The sequence below is a fragment of the Comamonas sp. SY3 genome, assembly GCF_041730275.1.
Taxonomy (GTDB): domain Bacteria; phylum Pseudomonadota; class Gammaproteobacteria; order Burkholderiales; family Burkholderiaceae_C; genus Comamonas; species Comamonas sediminis.
The window spans coordinates 233050-259219 of sequence record NZ_JBGTYN010000004.1 but is presented as its reverse complement, the minus strand read 5'-3'; the positions used below and the strand labels follow the sequence as shown (position 1 = coordinate 259219).

Annotated in this window: 22 protein-coding genes; 7 read left to right on the top strand and 15 right to left on the bottom strand. The window is 66.4% G+C overall.

The features are described from left to right. Positions 1-12 precede the first annotated feature (12 nt). A complete protein-coding gene (locus ACCQ08_RS07765; RefSeq protein ID WP_312413962.1) occupies positions 13-1017 on the top strand; it encodes an aldo/keto reductase in 1005 nt (334 codons plus the stop codon). A 6-nt stretch (positions 1018-1023) separates the two neighbouring features. Here the strand turns inward: ACCQ08_RS07765 and ACCQ08_RS07760 are convergent, their stop codons facing one another. Beyond that, on the bottom strand, positions 1024-1698 hold the full coding sequence (locus ACCQ08_RS07760; RefSeq protein WP_373449392.1) for a phytanoyl-CoA dioxygenase family protein: 675 nt from the start codon (positions 1696-1698) through the stop codon (positions 1024-1026). A gap of 4 nt (positions 1699-1702) precedes the next feature. Then, positions 1703-3088, bottom strand: a complete 1386-nt coding sequence (gene radA / locus ACCQ08_RS07755; protein ID WP_230773463.1) for a DNA repair protein RadA — start codon at positions 3086-3088, stop codon at positions 1703-1705. 132 nt (positions 3089-3220) lie between these two features. Between radA and ACCQ08_RS07750 the strand changes: the two genes are divergently transcribed. After that, complete coding sequence (locus ACCQ08_RS07750; protein WP_239810226.1) at positions 3221-3847, top strand: glutathione S-transferase family protein; 627 nt, start codon at positions 3221-3223, stop codon at positions 3845-3847. A gap of 14 nt (positions 3848-3861) precedes the next feature. On the opposite strand, the gene ACCQ08_RS07745 is transcribed toward ACCQ08_RS07750, so the two are convergent. From ACCQ08_RS07745 to ACCQ08_RS07710, 8 genes are all read right to left on the bottom strand, one after another. Next, the gene (locus ACCQ08_RS07745) at positions 3862-4728 is read right to left on the bottom strand and encodes a substrate-binding domain-containing protein (RefSeq protein ID WP_313336366.1); all 867 of its coding nucleotides are present in this window, start codon (positions 4726-4728) and stop codon (positions 3862-3864) included. Positions 4729-4781: 53 nt separating this feature from the next. Beyond that, positions 4782-6404 (bottom strand): ABC transporter substrate-binding protein, encoded by a 1623-nt coding sequence (locus tag ACCQ08_RS07740; RefSeq protein ID WP_373449391.1) that lies wholly within the window; start codon positions 6402-6404, stop codon positions 4782-4784. A 73-nt stretch (positions 6405-6477) separates the two neighbouring features. Then, a complete protein-coding gene (locus tag ACCQ08_RS07735) occupies positions 6478-7203 on the bottom strand; it encodes a 4'-phosphopantetheinyl transferase superfamily protein (RefSeq protein WP_373449390.1) in 726 nt (241 codons plus the stop codon). Then, positions 7191-11258, bottom strand: coding sequence for a Pls/PosA family non-ribosomal peptide synthetase (locus tag ACCQ08_RS07730; RefSeq protein ID WP_373449389.1), 4068 nt, complete (start codon positions 11256-11258; stop codon positions 7191-7193). The genes ACCQ08_RS07735 and ACCQ08_RS07730 overlap by 13 nt, the downstream gene beginning before the upstream one ends. 177 nt (positions 11259-11435) lie before the next feature. Further along, positions 11436-12899, bottom strand: coding sequence for an efflux transporter outer membrane subunit (locus ACCQ08_RS07725; RefSeq protein WP_373449388.1), 1464 nt, complete (start codon positions 12897-12899; stop codon positions 11436-11438). After that, positions 12896-14092 carry an HlyD family secretion protein gene (locus tag ACCQ08_RS07720; RefSeq protein ID WP_373449387.1) on the bottom strand — a complete coding sequence of 399 codons (1197 nt, stop codon included), beginning with the start codon at positions 14090-14092 and terminating at the stop codon, positions 12896-12898. The genes ACCQ08_RS07725 and ACCQ08_RS07720 overlap by 4 nt, the downstream gene beginning before the upstream one ends. A 39-nt stretch (positions 14093-14131) precedes the next feature. Next, positions 14132-15796, bottom strand: coding sequence for an MFS transporter (locus ACCQ08_RS07715; protein ID WP_239810220.1), 1665 nt, complete (start codon positions 15794-15796; stop codon positions 14132-14134). Next, positions 15793-16377, bottom strand: a complete 585-nt coding sequence (locus tag ACCQ08_RS07710) for a TetR/AcrR family transcriptional regulator (RefSeq protein ID WP_373449386.1) — start codon at positions 16375-16377, stop codon at positions 15793-15795. Before ACCQ08_RS07710 ends, ACCQ08_RS07715 begins: the two co-directional genes overlap by 4 nt. A gap of 366 nt (positions 16378-16743) precedes the next feature. On the opposite strand from ACCQ08_RS07710, the gene ACCQ08_RS07705 reads away from it, so the two are divergent. Next, positions 16744-17244 (top strand): helix-turn-helix transcriptional regulator, encoded by a 501-nt coding sequence (locus ACCQ08_RS07705; RefSeq protein ID WP_373449385.1) that lies wholly within the window; start codon positions 16744-16746, stop codon positions 17242-17244. Continuing rightward, positions 17241-18512 (top strand): type II toxin-antitoxin system HipA family toxin, encoded by a 1272-nt coding sequence (locus tag ACCQ08_RS07700; protein WP_373449384.1) that lies wholly within the window; start codon positions 17241-17243, stop codon positions 18510-18512. The genes ACCQ08_RS07705 and ACCQ08_RS07700 overlap by 4 nt, the downstream gene beginning before the upstream one ends. Positions 18513-18602: 90 nt before the next feature. Here ACCQ08_RS07700 and alr read toward each other — a convergent pair whose 3' ends face one another. After that, complete coding sequence (alr, locus tag ACCQ08_RS07695; protein ID WP_373449383.1) at positions 18603-19706, bottom strand: alanine racemase; 1104 nt, start codon at positions 19704-19706, stop codon at positions 18603-18605. A gap of 143 nt (positions 19707-19849) precedes the next feature. On the opposite strand from alr, the gene lplT reads away from it, so the two are divergent. From lplT to ACCQ08_RS07680, 3 genes are all read left to right on the top strand, one after another. Further along, positions 19850-21154: a lysophospholipid transporter LplT gene (gene lplT / locus ACCQ08_RS07690; protein ID WP_239810215.1), complete on the top strand. Its 1305-nt coding sequence runs from the start codon at positions 19850-19852 to the stop codon at positions 21152-21154. Between the two features lie 139 nt (positions 21155-21293). Beyond that, positions 21294-22145 (top strand): DMT family transporter, encoded by an 852-nt coding sequence (locus tag ACCQ08_RS07685; protein ID WP_373449382.1) that lies wholly within the window; start codon positions 21294-21296, stop codon positions 22143-22145. A 66-nt stretch (positions 22146-22211) separates the two neighbouring features. After that, complete coding sequence (locus tag ACCQ08_RS07680; protein ID WP_373449381.1) at positions 22212-22709, top strand: glutathione peroxidase; 498 nt, start codon at positions 22212-22214, stop codon at positions 22707-22709. Positions 22710-22723: 14 nt separating this feature from the next. Here the strand turns inward: ACCQ08_RS07680 and ACCQ08_RS07675 are convergent, their stop codons facing one another. From ACCQ08_RS07675 to ACCQ08_RS07660, 4 genes are all read right to left on the bottom strand, one after another. Further along, positions 22724-22849, bottom strand: coding sequence for a hypothetical protein (locus ACCQ08_RS07675; protein ID WP_373449380.1), 126 nt, complete (start codon positions 22847-22849; stop codon positions 22724-22726). Positions 22850-22977: 128 nt separating this feature from the next. Continuing rightward, positions 22978-24072, bottom strand: coding sequence for a ProQ/FINO family protein (locus ACCQ08_RS07670; RefSeq protein ID WP_312526003.1), 1095 nt, complete (start codon positions 24070-24072; stop codon positions 22978-22980). A gap of 240 nt (positions 24073-24312) precedes the next feature. Beyond that, the gene (locus ACCQ08_RS07665) at positions 24313-25092 is read right to left on the bottom strand and encodes an SDR family oxidoreductase (protein WP_373449379.1); all 780 of its coding nucleotides are present in this window, start codon (positions 25090-25092) and stop codon (positions 24313-24315) included. Between the two features lie 21 nt (positions 25093-25113). Continuing rightward, positions 25114-26148: a 2Fe-2S iron-sulfur cluster-binding protein gene (locus ACCQ08_RS07660; protein ID WP_373449378.1), complete on the bottom strand. Its 1035-nt coding sequence runs from the start codon at positions 26146-26148 to the stop codon at positions 25114-25116. Between the last annotated feature and the right edge of the window lie 22 nt (positions 26149-26170).

Sequence of the window (26170 nt, the reverse complement as noted above, 5' to 3'; positions counted from 1 at the left end):
CGAAGGACCAAGATGCAGTACCGCCAGCTGGGCGCCAGCCCCCTCCAAGTCTCCGCCCTCTGCCTGGGCACGATGATGTTCGCCGACCAGACCGACCTCCAGGAGGCGGCTGCCATCGTCGCCGATGCGCGCGACCAGGGCGTCAACTTCATCGACACCGCCGACATCTACAGCAAGGGCGAGTCCGAGCGCATGGTGGGCCAGCTGCTGCAGGGCCAGCGCGATGACTGGGTGCTGGCCACCAAGCTCGGCAACCCCATGGGCAGCCAGCCCAACCAAGGCTACTACTCACGCGCCTGGATGCTGCGCGAGGTCGAGGCCAGCCTGCGCCGCCTGCAGACCGACCGCATCGACATTCTCTACCTGCACCGCGACCGCGCCGGCCTGCAGCTGCACGAGCCGCTGTATGCGCTCAAGCACCTGATCGACAGCGGCAAGATTCTGTACTGGGGCCTGTCCAATTTTCGCGGCTGGCGCATTGTCGAGGCCGTCTACACGGCCCGCGAGATCGGCCTGCCGCCGCCTGTCGTCTGCCAGCCCTATTACAACCTGCTCAACCGCATGCCCGAGACCGACATCCTGCCCGCCTGCGCGCAGTTCGGCATCGGCGTCGTGCCCTTCAGCCCGATTGCGCGGGGCGTGCTCAGCGGCAAGTACCAGCCCGGCATGGAGCCGCCCAAGGACAGCCGCGCCGGCCGCCAGGATGCCCGCATTCTGCAGACCGAGTTCCGCCCTGAATCCCTCGTGATCGCCCAGCAGGTGCAGCAGCACGCCGAGCGTCAAGGCATCAGCGCCGCGCAGTTTGCCACCGCCTGGGTGCTGGCCCACAACGCCATCAGCGCGGTCATCGCGGGCCCGCGCACCTTGAAGCAGTGGCAGGACTACCAGCCCGCGCTGAACTACCAGATCACCGTGGAAGACGAGCGCCTGGTCAACGGCCTGGTCAGCCCCGGCCATCCATCAACGCCCGGGTACAACGATCCGGCGCATCTGTGGCCGCAGGGACGGCTGGTTTAAAGGCGGCTACACGGCGGCAGCCCAAGCCAGCCCATAGGGCAGCTGCGCAGGGCCAAATAGAAAATGCAGTACGCGCCGGCGGCTGCTGCCACTCGCTTTGGACGAGGCGTGCAGCAGCAGGGGCCGCATCACCAGAGCCTCGCCTTGCGCAGCCGGGCATGTGACCTCTCCCCGTTCGTCACGCAACTGCACAGCGTCTGCGCTATCGATGACACCCATGGCGTGGGAGCCTGGCACCACGCGCAAGGGTCCATCATCGGGGCCGCAGTCCTCCAGATGCACACGCACCGCCACCAGTTGTTCCAGCACCTGTGGTGGTGCCTGCACAAAATAGGTTGCTTCCTTGAGCGCCCAGCCCTTGAGCGCGGGGTGTTCCATCTTGCGCTGCACCGGTATTGACAGATCCTGGTGCAGCGCCACCAGCCAGTTGCTGTCGCGCGACTTTTCGAAATAGCTGCATTGCACCGCCAGATGGCCTGGAGGAATCAGATCGGCCAGGCCAGGGGCTGCACGCAGCTGTCCGGCCAAGCGCTCGCACCATGGCAAAGTCAGCAGATGGCGTGCGCCCGGCCCCTGCCCCGTGTGCCCTTGCAGGTCTGCCAGCACCGATGCGCAGCCATCGGCAGCCAATACACCGCGAACCAGCACAAAGCCGTCACGCGCAAAGGCATCTGCCAGCATGCGCTCAATCCAACCCACGCACCAGCGAGATCGCCTCATCCACCCGGTCCACCGCATGGATGGTGATGCCCTCGATCGGCTTTTTGGGTGCATTGGCCTTGGGGACGACGGCGACGGTAAAGCCCAGCTTGGCAGCTTCCTTCAGGCGCTCCTGCCCGCGCGGGGCCGGGCGTACCTCACCGGCCAGGCCCACTTCGCCAAAGGTGATGAAGCCCTTGGGCAGCGCCTTGCCGCGCAGGCTGCTGGTGATGGACAGCATGACGGCCAGGTCGGCCGCAGGCTCGCCAATGCGCACGCCGCCGACGGCGTTGACGAAGACGTCCTGGTCCGCGCAGGCCACGCCGGCATGGCGGTTGAGCACGGCCAGCAGCATGGCCAGGCGGTCGCGGTCCAGGCCCACCGACAGGCGGCGCGGGCTGGGGCCGCCGCTGTCGACCAGCGCCTGGATCTCGACCAGCAGCGGGCGGGAGCCTTCCAGGGTCACCAGCACGCAGCTGCCGGGCACCGGCTCGCTGTGCTGGCTCAGAAAGATGGCGCTGGGGTTGCTCACCCCCTTGAGGCCTTTTTCGGTCATCGCGAACACGCCAATCTCGTTGACGGCACCAAAGCGGTTCTTGATGGCGCGCACCAGGCGGAAGCTGCTGTGCGTATCGCCTTCGAAGTACAGCACGGTATCGACCATGTGCTCCAGCACGCGCGGACCGGCCAGCGCACCTTCCTTGGTCACATGGCCCACCAGCACCACGGCAATGCCGGTGCTCTTGGCCATGCGGGTCAGGTGGGCTGCGCATTCGCGCACCTGGGCCACCGAGCCGGGGGCCGAGCTGAGCTGGTCCGAGTACATGGTCTGGATCGAGTCGATGATGACGATGGCCGGCTGCGTGCTCTCGCAGGTGGCCAGGATCTTCTCCAGCTGGATTTCGCTCAGCACATCGACCTGGCTGTTGTCCAGTCCCAGTCTGCGTGAGCGCAGCGCCACCTGGGCACCGCTCTCTTCACCGGTCACATAGAGTGCTGGCAGGCCCTGGCGCTGCAGCGCATCGACCGCCTGCAGCAGCAAGGTCGATTTGCCGATGCCCGGGTCGCCACCGATCAGCACCACACCGCCTTCGACAATACCGCCGCCCAGCACCCGGTCGAGCTCGGCAATGCCGCTGGGGGTGCGGGCGACTTCGGTGGCTTCGATGGCCGCCAACGGCGTGACGGCCTGGGCCTGGCCGGCATAGCCGGTGCGGCCGGTCTGGCTCAGGCGGTTCTTGCCGCCCCCCGCCGATTCGGTGGCGCTCTCCACCAAGGTGTTCCAGGCATTGCAGGAGGGGCACTTGCCCAACCAGCGCGGGCTGGTGCCGCCGCATTCGCTGCAGATGTAAACGGATTTCTCTTTGGCCATGGCGAGGATGTTTCGGTACAGACACCCATGGTAACGGCGAGCGCAGCGCGGCGCCGGCAAATCGTTTAGCATCCCCAGGCGATACGGCAGACAGCCCGCAACCAACACCCGGCACCGCCCCCAAGGAGACTCATGAGCCAAGACCTGACCCTGTACTACGCCCCCGGCACCTGCGCCCAGGCCGTGCTGATTGCCTTGCACGAGGCAGGTGCCGCCTTCCAGGCGCAGCGCCTGAACATGGCCGAAGGCGCGCAGCGCACGCCCGCCTACCTGGCCATCAATCCCAAGGGCCGCGTTCCCGCGCTGGTCACCCCGCAAGGCGTGCTGACCGAGACGGCTGCACTGCTGCTGTATGTGGCACAAACCCACCCTGACAAACAACTGGCGCCGCTGAGCGACCCGTTCCAACTCGCCCGTCTGCAGGAGTTCAACAGCTACCTGGCCTCGACCGTGCACATCAGCCATGCCCACCGCCCACGCGCAGCACGCTGGGCTGATGACGAAGCCGCACAAAAGGCCATGCAGGCCAAGGTGCCGCACAACATGCGCGATGCCTTTGCACTGATCGAGCGGCACTACCTGGGTGACAAGACCTGGGTGATGGGCGAGCAGTACACGGTGGCCGATGGCTACCTGTTCACGATGGCCGGCTGGCTCAAGAGCGACAGCGTCGATATCAATGAGTTCCCGCGCGTGGCCGCGCACTACGCCCGCGTGGCGGCACGGCCTGCGGTGCAGGCGGCGCTGGCGCAGGCCTAAAGCTCGCTCACATCCTAGGGCTGGTATTCGGCCGGATCGAGGTGCTCGACCGGCGGCGGTGGCGGCTGCGACACGCCCGCCACCGGCTCCCAGCCTGAGCCATTCCAGTCATGCATGGCCGCTTCGCGCTGGTAAAAGCGGGCCAGCAACTGGGCACCGGCAGTGCTGCAGGCCTGGCCGGCAATGCCGGCGCTGTACACCGCCTCATAGGCGAGCGGGTGCGGTATCTTGCCAACCACCTGCACCTCGGCGGAGCGGGGCAGCTCGCTGCGCAGCAGCAGGCCCAGCTCCGCATCGCCCCGGGCCACCAGCTGCGCCACCTGGGGGCCAAACACCTTGATGCTCTTGGGCAGAACCTTGGCGCTCAGATCCAGTTCGCGAAACAGCTTTTGCTCGATAAAGTCGCTGCCATCGGCCGAGGGGTAGGCGATGCTGCGGGCCGCCTCCAGCATCTGCTTGGCATCTTCGGTGTCCTTGAGCACCGGCAGCGGACGGCCGGCCTGCACGATGGCGATCAGCGGCGAGCGCACCACATCGTAGAGACGCCCCGGGCGCACCAGGCCATGCGCCTGCAACAGCTGCAACACAGGGCGCGGCGCCAGCACCAGATCGACACAGCGCGCCTGCTGCAGGTACGGGGTCAGCTCCTGCACCACCACATGCGGCGCACCATAGCCGGGCTCGGCACGGATCTGCGTGGGGATCATCAGCTGGCCGGCCAGTGCCCGGTGCACGGGTACAAAGCCTTCGGTCATCAGCAGCTGCACCGGCAGGCTGGCCTGGGCCAGGCTGGGTTCGGCCTCCGGCTGCGGCGGCTCGGAGGCACAGCCCGCCAGCACCGCAGCGGCACAGCTGAGCAAGAAGGAGCGGCGAAGAGGCATCAGGCGCATGCCGGCATTATCAGACAGCCGCGCCAACCCTCACCACCGGCCCCTTAATTCACCACATTCAACAGGCGCCAGTCGATGTAGTTGTCCGCGCGGGTCGGGATGCTGACCTTCTTGCTGGCCGCCCAGGGGGTGATCAGGTTGAACAGCGGGATATGCGAGATGGCCTTGTGCTCGTTGAGCAGCACCTTCTCGATCAGCTGGTTGCGCAGCTTCAGGTCGGTCTCGGTCTTGACGCGCTCGATCATCGCATCCTGCTGCGGGTCGGAGAAGCGGCCCAGGTTGAAGTTGCCATCGCCGCTGCCGCCCGGCGAGCGCAACAGCGCCTGCAGGCTGTAGTAGGCATCAAAGGTGGGCACCGACCAGCCCAGCAGGTACACGCTGGCTTCGTAGCGCTGGATCATCGGGAAGTAGGTGGCAAACGGGTAGGTGCGCAGCTTGGCCTTGATGCCCACCTTGGCCCACTGGGCGCTGATGGCCTGGCAGAGCTGCTCATCACTGGGGTAACGGCCTGCAGGGCAGGAGAACTCGAACTCAAACCCATCCGGGTAGCCCGCCTGGGCCAGCAGCTTCTTCGCGCCTTCGGCATCGAAGGCGAGGCGCTGGTCGGCCTGCTTGGTCCAGCCATTCACATGGTGGGCAATCAAGGTGCCGGTGGGTTGGGCCAGGCCGCGCATCACCACGCGCTGGATGGTGCCCATGTCGATGGACTGGTACAGCGCCTGGCGCACGCGCACATCCTTGAACGGGTTCTTGCCCTTGACGCTGGACTGCGGAAGTTCGTCGCGGAACTGGTCCATCCCCAGGAACAAGGTGCGGTCAGCCGCGGACTCCAGCACCTGCAGGTTGGGCGCCTGCTTGATGCGCTGCAGGTCATTCATGCTCGGGTCGATGATGAAGTCCACCTCGCCCGACAGCAGCGCAGCCGTGCGCGTGGCGTCCGACTTGATCGGCGTGTACACCGCCTGCGTGATGTTGCTCGGGTACTGGGTCTTGCCCCACCACTGCGGGTTGCGCTTGAGCACCAGGCGCGAATCCTGCGACCAGCTGTCGAGCACATAGGGGCCGGTGCCCAGCGCATGGCGGTGGGCATAGTTCTCGTCCTTGGCCTTGATGTCCTTGGGCACTTCGGACTGGTGCTGCACTGCCCAGGCCTTGCTCATGATGCGCAACTCGGTCAGCTGGTTGACCAGCACCGGGTTGGGCACCTCCGAGAAGATATCCAAGGTGCCGGCATTGACCACCTCGATGCGGTCGATGCCCTGGGTGTAGACCACAAAGCCGGAGCTCTTGGCCTTGGCCCGCTCCAGCGAGAACTTGACGTCATCGGCCGTCAGCGGCGAGCCATCGCTGAAGGTCACGCCTTCGCGCAAAGTGATGCGCAGCTGCTTGGGGTTGATGCGCTCCCACTTGGTGGCCAGCGAGGGTTCGGGTTTTTGCGTCTGGCTGTTGTACTCGACCAGGGCCTCGTACACCGCGCGGTGCACCGAGTTGTTGACGCCGACATTCTGCGCATGGATATCCCAGGACGACAGATCGGCCGAGCGGGTCCAGCGGAAGTTCGAAGCCTGGGCAGAAAATGCCATGCTGGCCACCGCGCCAGCGATGGCCAGGGTGCAGACGCTGCGCGCCCAGCCGTTGCGGCCTTGCAGATGAGTGGTAGGTTGCATCACAGATTCCTTCATTCCATGCAAAAAATCAAAACGCCGCACTATCGCAGTGCAGCCCGGCCCCGCCAACGATTTATTCGTTGTATCGATATGGGCCTGGCGCTGTGCAGTTTCTGCTAGCGGCGGGCGGGCAGCCCAGTGTAACGGCCCCGCCTCCACCGGATGCGGCCTGGGCCGGCGCACGCCAGGCCACGGCCACGGGCCCTGCTTGCGTCTGCAGTTCAGTCACCACCATGCCGGTGCGCCATCCCGCCGGCCGGTCCTCCGCCTCGGTCAATGCCAGCCCGGCGCATTTGAGCTGGGCTTCCAACCGCGCCCATTGCCGGGCAAAGCCGCGCTGCCAGTCCATGCACTGCAAGCCGGTCAGCGCAGCGGCTGCGTCCGGCTCCAGGTACAGGGCAGCCACCGCTGGCCAGCCAGCGGCATCGATATCCGTGGAGGCACTACCGGGCAGGCCTTGCACATCAATGCCCACGCAGCCATATTGCGTGCAAGCCCATACCGCCATCGCATCGGCATAGCTGATGGACAGCTGCCACCCCGCCAGCGCCAGCCCGTTGCGCAGCAGCTGCGGCGCCTGGCCGGCGCGGCGCTGCACCGCCAGTTGCGCCGGTGCACAGCCCAGCTGCGGCGCCAAGGCCTCGCCAATCGCCCGGTACACGGCCTCGCGCATCGCCTCGCGCGGCAGCACACCCGATGCAGCGGCGGCCATCCTCACCGCCTGGGCCCGCACCCGGCCCTGCAGCGCCGGCGGCAAGGCCAGCGGCTGCGGGGTCCACGTGAGCGCTAGGCCCGCCATGGCGCGGCCGGTGCGCCCTGCCAGCGGCTGCCGGCCGGCAGGCGTTCGCCCTTCATCACCAGGGTCATCGGGCCCAGCTGCACGCCATCGCCCACCTCGGCGCTGTAGAGCACCGTGCAGCGTGCGCCCACCGTCACCCGCTCGCCAATGACCACGTCGTCCACCTTCATCACCCGGTCTTCGAACAAATGGGTTTGCGGGCAGGACAGCGCATTGAGCTCGCTGTGCGCGCCAATGGTCACGCAGTCGTGTTCGGTGATGTCGGTGGTGTCCAGGTAGGCGCTGCTTGCAATCTTGCTGCCCAGCAGGTTCATCGCCAGATTGAGCCAGGGGGTGCCGCGCAGGTAGCGCAGAAAATTGGGCACCGCAATGCCTTCGTACATGCTGGTGGTGGCCTCGGACAGCCAGACAAAGGGCGTCCACATCGGCGCGGCCTTTTTGCGGTAGCGCCCCACCAGCAGCCACTTGAACAGCGCCACCGCCCAGAAAGCGACCAGACCGAACACCATGCCGGCAACTGCCAGGTCCAGCACCACCGCACCCCAGCGGCCCGCTGCTGCCAGCGGCATCGCATCGAGCACGATCGCATAACCGGCCGCAATCACCAGCGCATGGGGCGCGCCAATGCGGAAGGCTTCGACCAGGCCCCGGCCCAGCACGCGGCGGCGCGACGGGGCAAAGGTCAGGTGGGCGGGGTAGCCCTGCACCACTTCGCGCGCGGGCAGGTTGATGGCAGGCGAGCCGATCCAGGTCTGGCCCGCCTGCATGTCGGCATTGCGCGGCACGGCCGACATCACGCCGATCAGCACCCCTTCGGGGATGGTCGAGCCATCGGGCACATAGGCGCCATTGCCGATGAAGCTGCGGCGCGACACCACCGTGGGCTGCACCGTCATGTAGCCGCCATCGATGCGCTCATCGCCCAGCATCACCGCATCGGCCACAAAGCATTCGTCGCCCAGGGTCAGCATATCGGGCACCACGCCCAGCGCGGTCGACAGCTCGGTGCGCTTGCCCACCTTGGCGCCGAGCATGCGGTACCAGCTGGCCGAGAACACCGTGGCATAGATGCCGTGCAAGGTGGCCAGGCTGCCTTCCTGGATCTGGTTGGTGAGCCACTTGCCCAGATAACGGCCACTGTGCACCGACCAGGTGCCCGGCTGCAGCCGGGGCAGGAACAGGTAGCGGACCAAGGCCGCCACCAGCATCGTGCAAAGCACCAGCACCAGGCTGGCAGGCAGCGCCAGCACAAAGAACTTGAAGAAGCGCAGGATGAAGGCGCCCAGCGCATCGACGGTACCGTCCTCGAGCAAAGGCCGCACCGAGATCGCGTCCACATCCAGCCAGTCGATCAGCAGGAATGCCGGGAACACCGGCATGAAGAACAGGGTGGCGATGCTCAGACCGCCCAGCGCATAGACCAGCATTTCCCAGACGCGCCAGGCGGCGCTGGGGCGCACGCGCTCAGGCATGCAGCTGGTATCGAAGTCCGACACCGGCTGGGCGGGCGAGCCTGTCCAGACGCTGCGCTCGGGCTGCACCTGGCCATCGCTGAGGCTGGACTGCCCTTCCAGATGGGCCCAGTCGCCCAGGCGGGTATTGCCCTCCAGCACCACATAGGAGCCAATGCAGGCCTCGGCGCCGATATCGATGCGGCCCAGCAGCAGCCAGCCGCCTTCGACCCGGGCGTTTTCCAGGCTCACCACATTGCCTACGCTGGCACCGGCGCCAATGCGCAGCAGATCGGGGGCGCGCACTGTCATCGAGCCCAGCACCACATCCTTGCCTACCTTGGCGCCCAGCGCACGCAGCCACAGCGGGAACAGCGAGGAGCCCGAGATCATGCCCACCGGCACGGCCTCGACCAAGCGGTCCGCCAGCCACCAGCGGAAGTAGGTCAGCCCCCACAGCGGGTAGCGCCCCGGCTTGAGCCGGCCGGCAATCAGCCACTTGCCGGCCCAGGCCACGGCAAACTCCAGCACCGTGGCCAGCGCAAAGGCCAGTACCGATACCGCAATGGCCACAGCCACCGAGTCGTTTTCGTCCCCGGTGAAGAAGTGGTAGGTGAAGAACGGCGCCAGCCACTGCGCCATCTTGACCAGCACCAGAAACGGGATGGCCAGCGCCTGCGCAGCGCCACAGCGCCAACGGCGCAGCGCCGAATGCTCGCGAAAGGCACGGGGCGCTGCCGCCGGTGCATCGTCCGCCACCATGCCGGCCTGCAGCGCCTCGGCAATCGCGCCCACGCGGCGCTGCTGGTAGATGGTGCTGACGGTGGCCTGTGCAAAGCGCGCATCGGCGCGCAGCATCGACGTCAGTCGCGCGGCAAACAGCGAGTGGCCGCCCAGGTCGCTGAAGAAATCCAGCGAGCGGCGAATGGGTTGGCCCGGGAAGAGCTTCGCCAGCGCGGCAAACAGCACTTCCTCTGCCGGGGTCTCGGCGGTATCAGAGTCGCCGCTGTCCACGGCGGCACTCAGCGCAGCCGCGCGCAGTGCCTTGCGGTCGATCTTGCCCGAGGTCAGACGCGGCATCAGCGCCAGCGCTTCAAAACGGGCCGGCACCATATAGGGCGGCAGGCGCTCGGCCAGCGCGCTGCGCAGCGCTGCATGGCTGGGAGGCGCGTCCAGCGGCACATAAAAGGCCACCAGCTGGTCGATGCCATCGTCCTTGCGCAACAGCACCGCTGTGGTACCCACACCGGGCTGCTGGGCCAGCACCGCCTCGATCTCGCCCAGCTCCACGCGGAAGCCACGGATCTTCACCTGGTCATCGGCCCGGCCCAGGCACTGCATCTGGCCTTTTTCATCGATGCGCGCCAGGTCGCCGGTGCGGTAGAGGCGCGTGTCATGCGGCCCCGCCGGCCAGGGATTGTCCAAAAACTTCTCGGCCGTCAGCTCCGGCCGGCCCAGGTAGCCCGCAGCCACGCCGGGGCCGGTAATGCACAGCTCGCCCACCTCTCCGGCCGGCAAGCCCACCAACTGGGGCGCCGTGCCTGCAGGAAAGCTGTCCGCGTCGATCACCTGCACCACCACCATGCTGTAGTTGGGCAGCGGCGTGCCGATGGTCACGGGCTCACCCGCCTTCAGCTCGGCCAGGCTGGCCGATACGGTGGCCTCGGTCGGCCCATAGGTGTTGAACAGCTGCCGGGGCGCACCGGTGCTGGAGCGGGCCCAGCGGTCGACCAGCGCCTCCGGGCACATCTCGCCACCCAGGTTGATGATGCGCAGGCTGGGCACATCCTGCGCAAACAGCGCCAGCAACGTGGGCACGGCATGCAGCACGGTGACCTGCTGGTCCAGCAAGGCCTGGGGCAGCGCCTCGGGGTCGCCGGCAATCTCGCGCGGCGCAATCCACAAGGTGGCGCCCACCAGGTAGCTGATCCAGATCTCCTCGAACGACATGTCAAAGGCTACCGAGAAGCCCTGGTAGACCTTGTCGCCCAGGCGCACGCCCAGGCGTGCATTCTCGCTGCGCAAAAAGTGGCAGATGCTGCCCTGGTTGATGGCGATGCCCTTGGGCTTGCCGGTCGAACCGCTGGTGTAGATCACATAGGCGGGGTCGCTGGGCTGGGCATGGCTGCGCCGCCGCGCCGTGGTGCCAGCGGGCAGATCGGCCAGCAGGTCCACATCGGTCCATAGCGGGCACAGCACCTGGGCATCGCGCAGGCCCTGCTGGGGCGTGGCCGCTGCCAGCAGCAGTGCCTTGGCGCCTGCGTCTTCCAGGCAGGTCGCTATGCGCTCGGGGGGTGTTTCGCTGTCAAAGGGCAGCCAGGCAGCGCCTGTTTTGGCAATCGCCAGTTGCAGGCTGAGCAGCGCAATGCCACGTGGCAGCCACAGGCCCACCATGTCACCCGGGCCAATGCCGGCCTCGATCAGCCGGTGCGCCGCGCGGCTGGCATCGGCATCGAGCTGGGCATAGGTCAGCTGCCGCGCACCGGCAATCAGTGCGACCTGCTCCGGGTGGGCATAGGCAGTGGCCTCAAATACATCAGCCAGCACCTCATGGCGCAACAGATCAGGGCGCTCGGGCCCCCGCAATACAACAGTCTCAGACATGGCAGCAATACCCGGCAGCTGCAGAAGGCGTACATGCACCGCCTTGCTGCACAAAACGCCCCAGAACGGGGCATTCGCGCATTATGCGGCGGCGCCAGCGCCCGCTGCGGCTGGATCCCCCTGCCACCCCCGGTCTGACGGCTGTGCGCAACGCTTTGTGCCGGGATTAAGGCCCGTCTAATCTGCGGCCGGCTGCGCAGCGGCTGCAGGCAACACGGCATCGGCCGACCAGCCCCCGCCCAGCGCGCGGTACAGCGCAATCTGGTTGTCCAGCCGGCTCTGGCGCAGGTTGACCAGTTCGGTCTCGGCCTGGAACAGGTTGCGCTGGGCGTCGATCTGCTCGAGGTAGGAGGCATAGCCCGCTTCGTAGCGGTCCTTGGCATAGCCCAGGGTCTGGGCCAGCACGGCGCGGCGGCGCTCGGCTGCCTGCTCTTGCTCGGCCAGGCGCTGCACGCCGACCAGCGCGTTTTCCACGTCGCCCAACGCCGACAGTACCGCAGCCCGGTACGCATAGGCGGCCTGGTCACGCTGGGCCGTGGCGGTGCCGTACTGCGCATCGAGCCGGCCGCCATCCAACAGCGGGGCCAGCACGCTGGCGCCCAGGCTCCAGACATTGATGGGGTTGTACTGCAGCGCATTGACAAACAGCCGCCCCGCACTGGCGCTGAGGTTGAGCTGGGGCAGGTAGGCGGCCCGGCTGGCGCGCAGGCTCGCATCACTCGCGGCCAGGTTCAGCTCGGCCTGCACCAGGTCAGGCCGGCGGCGCAACAAGGCCGATGGCAGCGCCGCTGGCACCACCGGCATCTGCAGGCGGGCAAAGCCCTGGCCGTCGGCCGCCTTGGGATCGCGCACCGCAGGCACATCGCCGGCCAGCAGCTGCAGTGCGTTGTACTGGCGCGCAATGGCCAGCTCCAGCGGCGGGATCTGGCCCTGCACCGCCTCGTACTCGGCCTGGGCCTGCGTCACCTGCAGGCGCGAGATATAGCCCACCGATTCCTGGTCCCGGGCCAGCTGCAGCGCGGTGCTGCGGGTCTGCAAGGTCTGGCGCGTCTGGGCCAGTTGTGCCTCGCGGCCCAGCAGATCGACATAGGCCTGGGCCGTGGTGGCCGCCACCGTCAGCGCCACCGCATCCCGGTCGGCCTGGCTGGCGCGGTACTGCAGATCGGCTGCGGCACTGCGGTCGCCCAGGCGGCCCCACAGATCGGGCTCCCAGCTGGCCTGCAGCTGGGGCTGCACAGAGCGGCTGGTGGTGATGCCCGAGGCCGTCAATGTGTGGGTGGCACCCACATTCGCGCCCAGCGACAGGTTGGGTTGCAGTGCGGCATCGGCCGCCGCGAGCTGGGCGCGCGCAGCCGCCACCCGGGTGCCTGCCACCTGCAGGTTGGCATTGCGCGCCAGCGCGGCCTGCACATAGTGGTTGAGCTGCTCATCGCCAAAGGCCTGCCACCAGGCGGCGGGCACGGCTGCCTCAGGCCCGCTGGTGGCAGCGGCCTCGGTCTGCGCCCAGGCGCCGGGCACGGTCACGGCGGCATCGGCGGGCGCCTGGCGCAGCGCCGGTGCGCAACCGGCCAGCAGCAGGGCCAGGCCCAGGGTGGTCAGCGTGGTCCAGGCCGAACCGCGCACTGGCGGAGTGCGGGTCATGGCCGGTCTCCCTGCGCAGCGGCCTTGGCGACGCGCGTGTCCACCTGCACTTCGACCGACATGCCGGGGCGCAGGCGGGCAGCGAGCGGCTGGTCCGGGTCAATCGCAATGCGGATCGGCAGGCGCTGCACGATCTTGATGAAGTTGCCCGAGGCATTGTCAGCCTTGATGACGCTGAATTCCGAGCCGGTCGCCGGTGCCATCTGCTCGATATGGCCACTCAGCCGTGCGCCTTCCAGCGCATCGACGTAAAAGCTGGCGGCCTGGCCCTGCTGCATGTGGGCAATCTGGGTTTCCTTGAAGTTGGCTACCACCCAGAGCTGCTCGGGCACCAGGAACAGCAGCTGCGTGCCAGCGGCCACGTACTGGCCCAGGCGCACTGAGGCCTCGCTGATCTGGCCATCGCGCGGCGCACGCACCACCGTGTTGTCCAGGTCGATCCTGGCCAGGCCCAGCTGGGCTTCGGCGGCCTTCACCTGGGCTTCCAGGCTGGCCCGTGCCACCTGGGTGGATTTGATGCTTTGCTCGCCAATGCGGATATCGGCCTGCGCCTTTTGCACATTGGCCTTGGCCAGCTGGCTGGTGGCGCGCGACTGGTCACGCTCGCGCAGCGACACCGAGCCGCGCGCGGCCAGGTCCTCGACCCGCTGCAGATCGGCCGCCGCACGGCGGGCTTCGGCATCCACCGCCGACAGGCTGGCCTGGCGTGCGCCCAGGTTGGCGCGGTTTTGCGCCTGGGTCTGGTCCGAGTTGGCCAGCTGCGCGCGGGCATTGTCGAGCTGCGCCTGGGCCTGGGCCACTTTTTCGGCATAGATGCGGTCGTCGATGCGCAGCAGCACATCGCCGCGCTTGACGTGCGCATAGTCCTGCACATTCACCTCGGTCACATAACCGCTGACCTGGGGCGCCAGCACGGTGATCTGGCCGCGCACATAGGCGTTGTCGGTGCGCATCATGTCGGAGGCAAAGGGCGGCAGCTTCCAGGCCCAGAGCACCAGCAGCACGCCGGCCAAGGCGACGACGGCCATCGTCAGCACCGCGCGGCGGCTGGGCCGGATCAGCTTGGCCGTTGGCGATGCCGCAGGCGCAGCGGCGGGCACGGGCGCCGCAGGCGCTGGCGTGGCTTGGGGGGCTGCCGGCTCCGCTGTGGCAGCGGGGGCAGCGTTGGGGGTGGGTTTTTCAGTATCAGACATTGTTGTTGCTTTGTAGATAAGGATCGAAAAGGGGTGGGATCAGACGGGGGCCGGCAGCTCGCCTCGGCGCCGCGCCAGCCAGGCCAGGGTGCGCTGGCGAAGCACGCGGTAGAACGCCCAGGCCAGGAAGGCCAGCGCCATCGCGCCAATCACGCGGAACACATCGTTGAAGGCACGCACCGCCGCTTCGCGCCGGATCACCTGCACCAGCTGGGCCTGGCTTTGGGCGCCGCGCTGCACCGGGTCGGTGATCGTGCGGCCCAGGGACTGCGATTGCTGGGCCAGGCGCTGCGCGACCAGCGGGTTGGTCACCGGCATCTCGGCCGCAATCGCCTGGGTATAGAGCTGGGCACGCTGCTGCTGGATACTGCCCAGCAGCGCCGGGCCGAGCAGGCCGCCCAGGCTTTGGGTCACCGAGAACAGCACGACAAAGGTGACCATGTGGTCCAGCCCCTTGCCCAGCGCGCGCTGGATGCCGATCATCATCACCGGCCCCATGAACAGCGCCGCCGAGAACGCGATCAGGAACTGGCTGAAGAAGAAGTCATGCGGGCGGCTCAGGCTGGTGGAGTGCAGGTCCAGCCATCCGCCCACGCCGATCAGCAGGATCGAGGTCAGGATCTGCGGCAGGATGGCCTGCGCGCTGAAGGTGGCCGCCCCGACGATCACGCCCAGCAGCATGCCGACAAAGATCACGCCATACAGCGCCTGCAGCTGCTCGGGCACCACGCCCATCGCGCGCAGCAGACCCACCACGCCATAGTTCTGCTCGGAGATCATGAAACGCATCATGATGGCCCCGGCCATGAAGGTCAGCGTCGTGGGGTGCATCAGCCAGCGCAGCTGGATCAGCGGCGTGCGCCGGCTGTATTCCAGCAGCGCGGCGAGCGCAAACAGCACCACCGAGGCGATCAGCGCATAGGCCAGCCAGGGGGCATTGAACCACCAGGCATTGACGCCCTGGGCCAGCACCGCACACAGCAGGCCCACCGCAGGCGCGACCAGCAGAAAGGTCACAAAGTCCAGCGGCTCGAACACATGGATCTGCAAGCCCCGTGGCAGCTTGAGCACCACCACGGCGGCAAAGGCCATCAGCGCCAGGCCCGCCTCGAACGCGTACAGATGGGGCCAGGGATTGACGTTGACCAGCGAGGGCGACAGCACCCAGGCCAGCGGCACGGCGATCGAGGACATGTTCATGCCCAGGATGAAGGCCGAGGGCACCTTGGACGCCGGAAAACCCTGCATCACATACATGACGGCCAGCGACGTGGTGGTGGCACCGGCAAAACCGGCCACCGCCCGCACGACGATGGACATGGTGTAGCCCTCGACAAACACATGCAGCAGCGCCAGCAGCGCATAGATGCCCAGGCCCCATTCGGCAAACACCCGCAGGCCCAGCTGCTGGCGGCTTTTGAAGACCAGCAGGTTGGCCGTCACATTGACCATCACATAGGCCGCAGGCAGCCAGGCGGCCTCCACGGCGGTCAGGCCCAGCTGGCCCTGGATCGAGGTCAGATTGGCGGTGACCAGGCCATTGCCCAGACCGCCGACCAGGCCGACAAACAGGCCCACCATGATGTAGGCAATGCGCCGGGGCAACGTGTGCTGCAGCCGCGCGGGCGAGCCCGGCAGCACGGGGCGCTCATGCGTCTCCCAATCCGGGGGTTGCTCGACATAGCGAAAGGCGGGTGCGTTCATACCGCCTCCCTGGCATCCACGCGCAGGCCCTCGGTGATCAGCTGCCAGGCGCGGTCGCTCAGTTGCAGGCGCTCAGCCGGTGTGCGGCCCCGCCGCGCCGCACTGAACATGCCGACGATCAGCAGCAAATCGGCGCCTTGCAGATCCTCCCGGCAGCGCCCTGCCGCCTTGGCCTGCAGCAACAACGGTGTCACCAGCGCCAACAGGCGCGCACGCAGATCGACGACCAAGGGATCATCGAGCGGCAGCGAACGCCAGTAATCGGTCAGCGGCACGGTCAGCACGGAGTCATGCGCCCAAAGGCGCAGAAACTCGAACAGCGCATCCGCATCGCCCGTCTCGCTCAAGGCCTGGGCCTTGGCGGCCAGCCGATCCAGAATATGGATCAGCAAGGCCCGCAGCAGCTCGGACCGGTCCGCAAAATTGCGGTACAGCGTCGTGCGGCTCACCCCCGCCCGCTCGGCCACCACATCCAAGGCCACCGTCACCCCCTGCTCGGTAAACACATGCAGAGCCGCATCGAGCAACTGGCTGCGATGGGCCAGCGCATCGCTGCGGGGTTGGCGTTCTTTGGAGGTCATGGTGTGGGGCAAAAGCATTAAACGTACAAAACTGTACGCTAATTGCGCGCGGCCTGCACAAACCCTGGTGACGCTAGGGTAAACCCGTGGGTTATTGGCTGCCTATTTTTTGGGCAACTTACTAGTGACTTTCGAGAGAACAGCCTGCGAGATGAGCCACCAGAGGTCACGCGGCCCACTTGAGAAAAAGCGTGAGGCATGACACATTCTTCTCAAATTATTTATAGATGAATGAAATATGCGTGAATCACGACATCTATGGTGCATAACACCTTTAGCAAGCAGAGGTTGGTCGGATTTCAGCGACGTGGAAGTCGAAATAATTCATAGATTTGCTTTTCTCTCGCAAAAGACTAATATCTATGAATGCCTCGTCAAAACACACCGCCCTCTCACTACCCGCAAGCCGTTCTGCAGCAGATCGAAAAGCTGGCGCAGAACATTGCGATCGCCCGTAAGCGGCGGGGAGAGTCGCAGGCGCAATGGGCCAAGCGCCTGGGCATTTCGCAGCCCACGATGGCGCGGATCGAGCGGGGTGATCCGTCGGTGGCAATGGCCTCCTATGTGATGTGCATGTGGCTGATCAATCCAAGGGGCGATTTGGCCGCGCTGATTGCGCCCCAAAACGACCATGCGGCGCTGGAGCGGGAGGTCGCAAAGGCAAAAGCTCAGCGCAAACCCAAAGCGCCCCAGCCAAACAGTGCTACGCCGCCAACGGCCAACGCGGATAGTGCCGTGTACCCCAGCCAGGAATCCGACCTTGCCTCCATCATTCCTGGCCTGTTGAACGAAGCACGCCAGGAATGGACAAGTGCAGCCCCAGGGCTTGCCGCGCTCATGGCCAAGAAGCCTCCCCAAAAGCCATGACCACCGCCGCCATTCCCGCCGTCTCTGCACGCACCTATGTGCCGCAAGACCAGCTCTATGTCTGGGCCATGGTCAACCCAGCAGCGCCCACCTTGGCGGGCACGGTCAGCCTTTCGCAGTTGGTGGCGGATTGCGCCACGTTCAGCTATGCGCCAGATTGGTGGAACTTTGCACTCAGCCAGGACCTGCCCTTGGTACAAGGCCAGCTCTTCAGCAATGATGAAAAGCACACAGCGCCCGGCGCCATTGACGATGCCCGGCCTGACCGCTGGGGCGAGCGCATCATCCGCCATATCGACCGGCCTGCACGCCTGTCAATTCTGGAGATGCTGCTCTTTGCCGGTGATGACCGCTTTGGCGCGCTGGGCATCTCCACCTCGGCCGAGCGTTACCTGCCGCGCTACATCGGGCCCTATCCGCGGTTGAACGACTTGGCGCAACTCGCTGCCGCCGTAGAAGACGTGCAGACCCAGGCCCCGATCACCCCTGAAATACAGCGGCTGATCCAGCCCGGCGTCATCTTGGGTGGCGCCCGGCCCAAGGCCTTGCTGCAGACCGACAATGGCCCTTGCATCATCAAGTTCAGCGAGTTGGATGATGCCGTGGATACCCCGCTGATTGAACACGCGACGATGAGGCTGGCCGCACAAGCCGGCATGTACACCGCCAACACGGCGGTGCTGCCTCTGCCACCACGCTATGGCAAAGCACGGCACGCACTCACCGTCGAACGTTTTGACCGCATCGGCCCCTTCCGGGTGCACTGCCAGTCTGCCCATACCGCCCTGCGCGCTGCGGGGCTGGAGATGGGCTACAGCGCCTTGGCAAGCATCCTGCTGCGCCTGGGCCATCCCGAGCGACAAGCCGCCATGCGCGAGGAGTTGTTCAAGCGCATGGTTTTCAACATCCTCATGGACAACACCGACGACCATGAGCGCAACCACAGCCTCAGCCTCAATCTGGCGGATGGATATTACGACCTCAGCCCCGCCTACGACGTAGTGCCGAGCCTGCAGAACCTGGGCTACCAAGCCCTCAGCGTGGGAACCATGGGCGCCGAATCCACCTTGGAGAATGCCCTCACCCAGATCAACGAGTACGGCCTTAAAAGGCCGCGCGCGATTGCGCTGGTACAACAGGTGGCTGCAGCCGTTGACCAATGGTCTGCGCATTTCCAGACGCAGGGTGTCAGCGCTGTGGACATGGAGCAGCTCGAAGCCAGCATCGACCGCGACGCGCTCCGGCTGCAAAGGCAGGCATTTCTATAAAGCCTGCGGGGCTGGCTGAAACCTTCAGAAGCGATGGCGCAGCGCCCTCCCAGCCCAGCCCTTGGAAGATCTGCCTATATTTAAGGCAGCTCAGTGCCCATCCACCACCACCGGAACCCGGGGCGCCACCGCGCACATCAGCTCATAGCCCACGGTGCCGGCGGCGTGTGCCACTTCGTCGATGGCGAGCACGCTGCCATTGGCGGCGCGGCCCCAGAGGGTGACCTCGCTGCCCCAGCCGGCTTGGGGGATGTCCGTGAGATCAACGGTGACCATGTCCATGCTGACCCGGCCGATCAGGCGCGAGCGCTGGCCGTCGACCAGCACGGGGGTGCCGTTGCCGCAGTGGCGGGGGTAGCCGTCGGCATAGCCGCAGGCAACGACACCGATGCGCATGGGTTTGTCGGCGGTAAAGGCCGAGCCATAGCCGACGGTGTCGCCGGGCTGCAGTTCCTGCACGCCGATGACCTTGGCCGACAAGGTCATCGTGGGCTGCAGGCCCCAGTCGTCAGCGGTTTGCAGCGGGTAATCGGGCGCGCTGCCATAGAGCAGGATGCCGCCGCGCACCCAGTCGCCACGCTCGCTCGCCGACATATCGGGATGGCGCAGCAGCGCGGCGCTGTTGCAGATGCTGCGCTCGCCGGGCAGGTCCACAGTGGTCTGGGTGAACAGCGCCAGTGCCGCGCCGATGCCCTTGGCGGTATCGGCATCGCTGAAATGGGTGATGAAGGAGATCTCATCCACCTGGGGCAGCGCATTGAGGCGCGCCCAGGCCGAGCGGTAGCGCTCGGCGGTGAAGCCCAGGCGGTTCATGCCGGAGTTCATCTTCAGGAACACGCGGTGGGGCTGCTGGGTCTTGTGCGCCGCCAGCCAGTCGATCTGCTGGTCGCAGTGCACCGTGTGCCAGAGGTTCAGGCGCGAGCACAGCTCCAGGTCACGCGCATCAAAGACGCCTTCGAGCAGCAGGATGGGGCCGCGCCAGCCCAGATCACGGATGCGCTGCGCCTCGGACGGCTCCAGCAGCGCAAAGCCATCGGCGGCGCGCATGCCATCAAACACCTGCTCGATACCATGCCCGTAAGCGTTTGCTTTCACGACACACCACAGCTTGGCGTCTTGCGCCGCTTGACGCGCGCGTGCCAGGTTATGTTGCAAGGCAGCGGTATGAATGGTGGCTAGAATGGGGCGCGGCATGGCGAATACTCACAACAAGATGATGAAAAACCCCTAGTATTCTGGCACCGTGCTTTCGCCCCTGCGTGCTATAACCTCGACTCCCTACACGCAGCTTACAAATTTCTCGCGCCATTAGCATCCCTTATTAGCATCCCCAACGAATGAAGCGCGGTTTCTACACCATCATGTCGGCGCAGTTTTTCAGCTCGCTGGCCGACAACGCCCTGTTTGTCGTTGCCGTCGATCTGCTGATCAACGCAGGGGCCGCCGAGTGGCAGCGTGCCGCCCTGGTGCCCATGTTCGCGCTGTTCTACGTGATCCTGGCACCGTTTGTAGGCGCTTTTGCCGATGCCTACCCCAAGGGGCAGGTGATGTTCATCAGCAATGCCATCAAGGTCGTCGGCTGCCTGCTGATGCTGTTTGGCCACCACCCGCTGCTCGCCTATGCGGTCGTCGGCCTGGGCGCAGCAGCCTACTCCCCGGCCAAATACGGCATCCTCACCGAGCTGCTGCCCGCCAGCCAGCTGGTGCGGGCCAATGGCTGGATCGAGGGGCTGACCATTACCTCGATCATCCTGGGTGTGCTGCTGGGTGGCCAGCTGGTGGGCCCCCAGGTCTCGGGCTGGCTGCTGTCTTTTGATCTGCCGCTGATCGACACCCCCATCGACACCCCGTCCGAGGCGGCGATCTGCGTGATCGGGCTGCTGTATGCCGGCGCTGCCTGGTTCAACACGCGCATCCCGCGCACGAATACCCAGCTGGTGCCGCTGCGCCAGGACATGAGCCGCAGCATGTTCTCCAACGTCATGGACCTGCTGCCCGACTTCTGGCGCTGCAACAGCCGCCTCTGGCGCGACAAGCTCGGCCAGATCTCGCTGTCGACCACCACCTTGTTCTGGGGCGTATCGGGCAACCTGCGCTATATCGTGCTGGCCTGGAGCGCGGTGGCGCTGGGCTACAGCACAACCAAGGCCTCGGCCCTCGTCGGCGTGGTGGCGATTGGCACGGCAGTCGGCGCCATTCTGGCCTCGATGCGCATGAAGCTCGACGGCGCCACGCGCGTGATCCCGCTGGGCATTGCGATGGGCCTCTTGGTGGTGTGCATGAACTTTATCCACAGCATCTGGCTGGCGGTGCCTTTCCTGGTCGTGCTGGGGGGCCTGGGCGGCTTCCTGGTGGTGCCGATGAATGCCTTGCTGCAGCACCGGGGCCATAACCTGATGGGCTCGGGCCGCTCGATTGCCGTGCAGAACTTCAACGAGCAGGCCTGCATCCTGGGCCTGGGTGTCGTCTACAGCATGTTCACCCGCTTTGGCATGTCGGCCTACGGCGCCATCACCTGCTTTGGCCTGCTGGTGGCCGGCATCATGTGGTGCATCCTGCTGTGGCACCGGCATAATTGCAAACAGCATCCGCAGGAAGTCCAACGGCTGCTGGACATTGCCCGCCACGACCACCACCACTGACGGCACAAGGCGGTGGGCCCAGCGCCAGGCCACCCGGCCCTTCTGCACCACCCAAAAATTAGAAAGCTGACAGCGCCTGGGCACCCCAGGCGCGGTTTCCCCTCGCCCCATGCTCACCGCGCTGCCCTTTTTAGCCCTGATGACCAACGCCCTGATCTGGGGCACGATCTGGTGGCCGTTCCGTCAGCTGCAGGCCCTGGGGGTGCACCCGGTGCTGGGCACCGCCCTGGTCTACCTGATCCTGTTTTGCGGGCTGCTGCTAGTCAAGCCGGCGGCGGCGGCCATTGCCCGGCGCCACCCGCTGCTGCTGCTGCTGGCCTTCACCTCGGGCAGCACCAATGTGCTGTTCAACTGGGCTGCCACCACCGGCGATGTGGTGCGCGTGGTGCTGCTGTTCTATCTGATGCCCGCCTGGTCGGTGCTGCTGGCCTGGTACTTTCTGGGTGAAAAGCCCAACAAGTATTCGATACTGCGCCTGGTGCTGGCCTTCAGCGGCGTGCTGATCGTGATGATTCCGGCCGGCGCCACATGGCAGAGCCTGACGGCCAACCTCTCGCTGCCCGATGCGCTGGCGATTGTCGGCGGCTTCACCTTTGCCGGCACCAATGTGGTGTTGCGCAGCCAGTACCGCGTGCCGGGGGAGGCGCGCATGCTGGCCATGTTCTTTGGCGGCCTGGTCGCCGCCGGCGCCATGTCGGTACTGGGCATCTCCCTGGGCCGCATGCCGCCTGTTCCCGATATCGCCTGGAGCTGGCCGCTGATGGTGCTGGTCGTCGCCGTGCTGATCATGCTGAGCAACTGGACCTTGCAATACGGAGCCTCGCGCCTGGCCGCCACCACCGCTGCGGTGGTGATGCTGTCCGAGGTGGTGTTTGCCAGCGCGTCCAATGTGCTGATCGAGGGCACGGTGCTCTCGGGCCGCCTGCTGCTGGGCGGCGCGCTGGTGCTGTCGGCGTCGCTGATCGCGGCGCTGGAGTCGCGCCTGCCCTGAGTGGCGCTGAAGGCGGCTAACGGAAGGCGGCTCACTGAAGGCAGGTTAGCGACTAAGATAGCCACCATGCCCGCAACCCCGCACACGATCCAGGACTTTGTTCTCCACGATGCCAGCGCCCAGCCGCTGCCGCTGTCGCGCTATGCCGGCCAGGTGGTGCTGGTGGTCAACACGGCCACGGCCTGCGGTTTCACGCCGCAGCTCAAGGGGCTGGAGGCCTTGCAGCAGCAGTACGGCGCCCAGGGCCTGCAGGTGCTGGGGGTGCCGTGCAACCAGTTTGGTGCGCAGGCATCGGGCAGCAATGCCGAGATTGCGCAGTTTTGCGAGCTGAACTACCAGACCAGCTATCCCAGCCTGGCCAAGGTGGAAGTGAACGGCCCGCACACCGACCCCTTATTTGCCTGGCTCAAGGCGCAGGCGCCGGGCATCCTGGGTGGGCGGATTCTGTGGAACTTCACCAAGTTTCTGGTGGGCCGCGATGGCCGCACGGTGCAGCGCTTTGCACCGATGACCCAGCCAGCCAAGCTGGAGGCCGCCATCGCTAAGGCCTTGGCTGCTAGTTAGACGCCGGCCGGCGCTCAGTCCATCAGCGCCGTCTCCAGCCCGGCGGCAATGCTGGCCAGGCCGGCAATCACACAGACCGCACCCCAGAACTTGCGCAGCCAGCGGCGCTTGGTGGTGCTTGTGGTGCTATCGGGCTTCATGGCGTTCTCCTTGCCAGGTCTCAGACGGTCAGTGTAAGCAGCGGCTGATCGGCGATCAAGCCAGGGCATAAAAAAAGCTGTCCACGCTTCTAGAGCGCGGGCAGCTTTTTACTGGGCGAAGGCCGGGTTTATTCAGCAGCAGCGCTGTCGTCGGCCTTGGCGGCGGCCGGCTCGGCCACCTCGTCCTCGTCCGCCGCTTCGGGGGCCGCAGGGGCAGCGGCAGGGCGTGCAGCAATCGCCTTGGTCTGGGCGGCGCGGTGCAGGTGGCGCTCGACCGCAGCCGGGTGCATGCCGTACATGTCGGCAAACTCGGCCACGCTCTTGCCGCTGGCAGCATGGGCGGTTGCCAGCGCCTCGGCCTTGGCGTCGAACTCGGCCACTTCCTGCATGGCAGCAGCGAGCATCGCCTGGGTTGCTTCATCCTTGACCTGGACCTTGGCCAGGAAGTCGTCGCGGCTCAGGTCCGATGCAATATAGGCCATGCCAATGCGGCGGCGCAGCTTGAGCTGCAGGTCTTCGCCGTCGCGCGGCTTGCGGCGGCGGAAGGACTCCACCAGCGCATGGAACACGTGCTCAGGCGCCATCGCCTCGACCACCTGGCCCTGCAGGTCATGGCGGGGCTGGCCCATTGCCACGGCGTTCAGGTAGCGGGTCGAACGGGTATGCAGGCCCAGGGCCACCTTCAGCTCGCTCTTCTCGAACGCGTCGGGGTGGGCGGCCATCAGGTCCTGGAACACACCGCGCTTGAGCGGCAGCGGCTGGTCACCAAACAGCGCCGGGTACAGACCTGCGAGCTTTTCCACCACCGGGTGGCGAGGGCGGGGAGGCGCCTTGGGCGCAGCGGGGGCTGCCTGGCCACCGTCACGGCGCGGGCCACGGCCACCAGCACCCTGGCCTTCGCGGCGTGCGCCATTGCCGGGCTTGTTGCTGCGGCGGGGGGCCTGGCCGCTGCGAGCGGGGCGCTCGCTGCGCGCCTGGCGCTGCACGGGTGCGGCATCTGCCTCGACCGGTGCAGGCGCAGCTGCCACTTCCAGCGCATGGCCCTTGGTGGCCGCACGCAGCGCATCGGCCATCGCCGAGTTCAGCACCGGCGCTGCGCCTGCAGGGCGCTCGCGGCGCTCCTGCTTGGGCTGGCGACGCGTATCACCGCCCGCTGCGGGCGCTGCCGCAGCTGGTGCCGGTGCGGAAGCATCAGAAGAGGTGGGGAGGGTCGGTTCGGTCATAAACAGAGGCTGGCACAGAAAAAAGTGCAGACCCGCCAAGAGCAGCTGCACCGGTAAAAAGCAAAACGCCCTGGATTACCCAAGGCAAGGCTGCAAGTATAACGAATCAAGCCCATCACCAAGTAAGCAGCTGCACACCGCAGCAGGGCTTTAACGGCGGGAGCGGCCAGGGTGCAGGGCGGCGTGGCGCGGCCACGCCAAGGCCTGCGGTAACGGCATCGCCGCTGGCACTGCCCATCGTCAATAGGTCCCCGGGTACTCGCCGCCGTCGATCAACCAGCTCTGCCCGGTCACATAGCCGGTGTGCCGCGATGCCAGGTAGGCGATCAGCGCGCCCACCTCCTCGGGCCGGCCAAAGCGGCCTGCCGGATTGGCGGCCTCGCGGCTCTGGCGCACCTGGGCCGGCGAGCGGCCGCTTTGCTGGGCGAGCTTGTCGATGTGGCGGGCCTGTGCATCGGTGTCGAACGCGCCGGGCAGCACATTGTTGATGGTGACGTTGTGGCGCACCGTCTGGCGCGCAAGCCCCGCCACAAAGCCGACCAGGCCCGAGCGCGCGCCGTTGGACAGCCCCAGCTCGGCATGCGCGGCCTTGACGCTGCGCGAGACGATATTGATGATGCGCCCGTAGCCGCGCTGCTGCATGCCATCGACCACGCGGCGCATCATGTCGATGGGGCCGACCATCATCATGTCCAGCGCCTCGTGCCAGGTCTCGTCGCTCCAGTCGCGGAAGTCGCCCGGCGGGTAGCCGTCGGAGTTGTTGACCAGAATGTCCGGCTGCGGGCAGGCGGCCAGCGCAGCTTCGCGTCCGGCCTTCCTCGTGATGTCGGCCACCACATAGCGCACCGGGCGGCCACATTCGGCCGACAAGGCCTGCGCCGCTGCCTGCAAGCTGCTTTCGGTGCGCGCGGCAATCACCACCTCTACCCCTTCGAGCGCCAGCTGGCGCGCCGCTGCATAGCCCATGCCCTTGCTGCCGCCCCAGACCAGCGCGGCCTTGCCCGTCAATCCCAGATCCATGGTGTTGTTCCTTAGCTCCGCTTAGTGTTGCTCAATGAGTTCGGCCACGGCGGCCGCCTCGTTCTGGAAGATGAAGCTGTCGCTGTAGATCTTGTCCAGCGCCGCACCCGACAGGGCCATCAGCGCCTTGGCATCGGCAATCATATGGGGCGAGCCACACAGATAGATCGCATGCTCGGACAGGTCCTCGAAGTCCTCGGCAATGGCGTGCTGCACATAGCCGCGCCGGCCGGTCCAGCGATCGGACGGGCGCGAGAGCACCGGCACAAACGTGAATTCATACAACTGCCCGGCCCAGGCCGCAATCTCATCGAGCAGGTACAGATCCGCCTCGCTGCGCATGCCCCAGTAGAAATGGATCGGCGGGCAATCCGCATCGCCCAGCAGCGATTCCAGGATCGCCTTGATCGGCGCAAAGCCGGTGCCGGTGGCGGCAAACACCATCGGCTGGTAGTCCTGCGCGCGGTAGTAAAAGCTGCCGTGCGGCAGTTCCACCTCCAGCGTATCGCCGACCGCCATCGTCGCCAGCAGGCCATCGGTAAAGCGCCCGCCGGCAATCTTGCGGATCTGCAGGCTGATGCGCCGGCCCTGCGGCGGCGTGGCCATCGAGAAGCTGCGGTGCTCGCCGCCGGGCAGGCAGATGTTCAGGTACTGGCCCGGCACATAGCGCAGGCCGTGGTCCTCGGGCAGGTCCAGCGCCAGGTGGTAGATATCGGGCGTGTGCATGCGCAGCTCGGCCACGGTAGCCTGCACCCGGGTGGGTGCGGAGCTGTCCGGCCCCGCCGCGATGCTGATCACCAGATCGGACTGCGCCCGCGCCTGGCAGGCCAGCGCATAGCCCTGGGCATGTTCCTCCTCGCTCATGGCCAGCGGCAGCTCGCCATCGGCATAGGCAAACGCGCCCGCTTCCACCTTCATGCGGCAGGTGCCGCAGCCGCCAAAGGTACATTCATGGGGCAGCGCCACGCCCTGGCGCGTGGCGGCATCGAGCACCGATTCATCGGCACCCACGTCAAACGATTGCTGCATCTGCAGCCACTGTACGCGGTAGTTCATCGCAGACCTCAGCTCGGTTGTC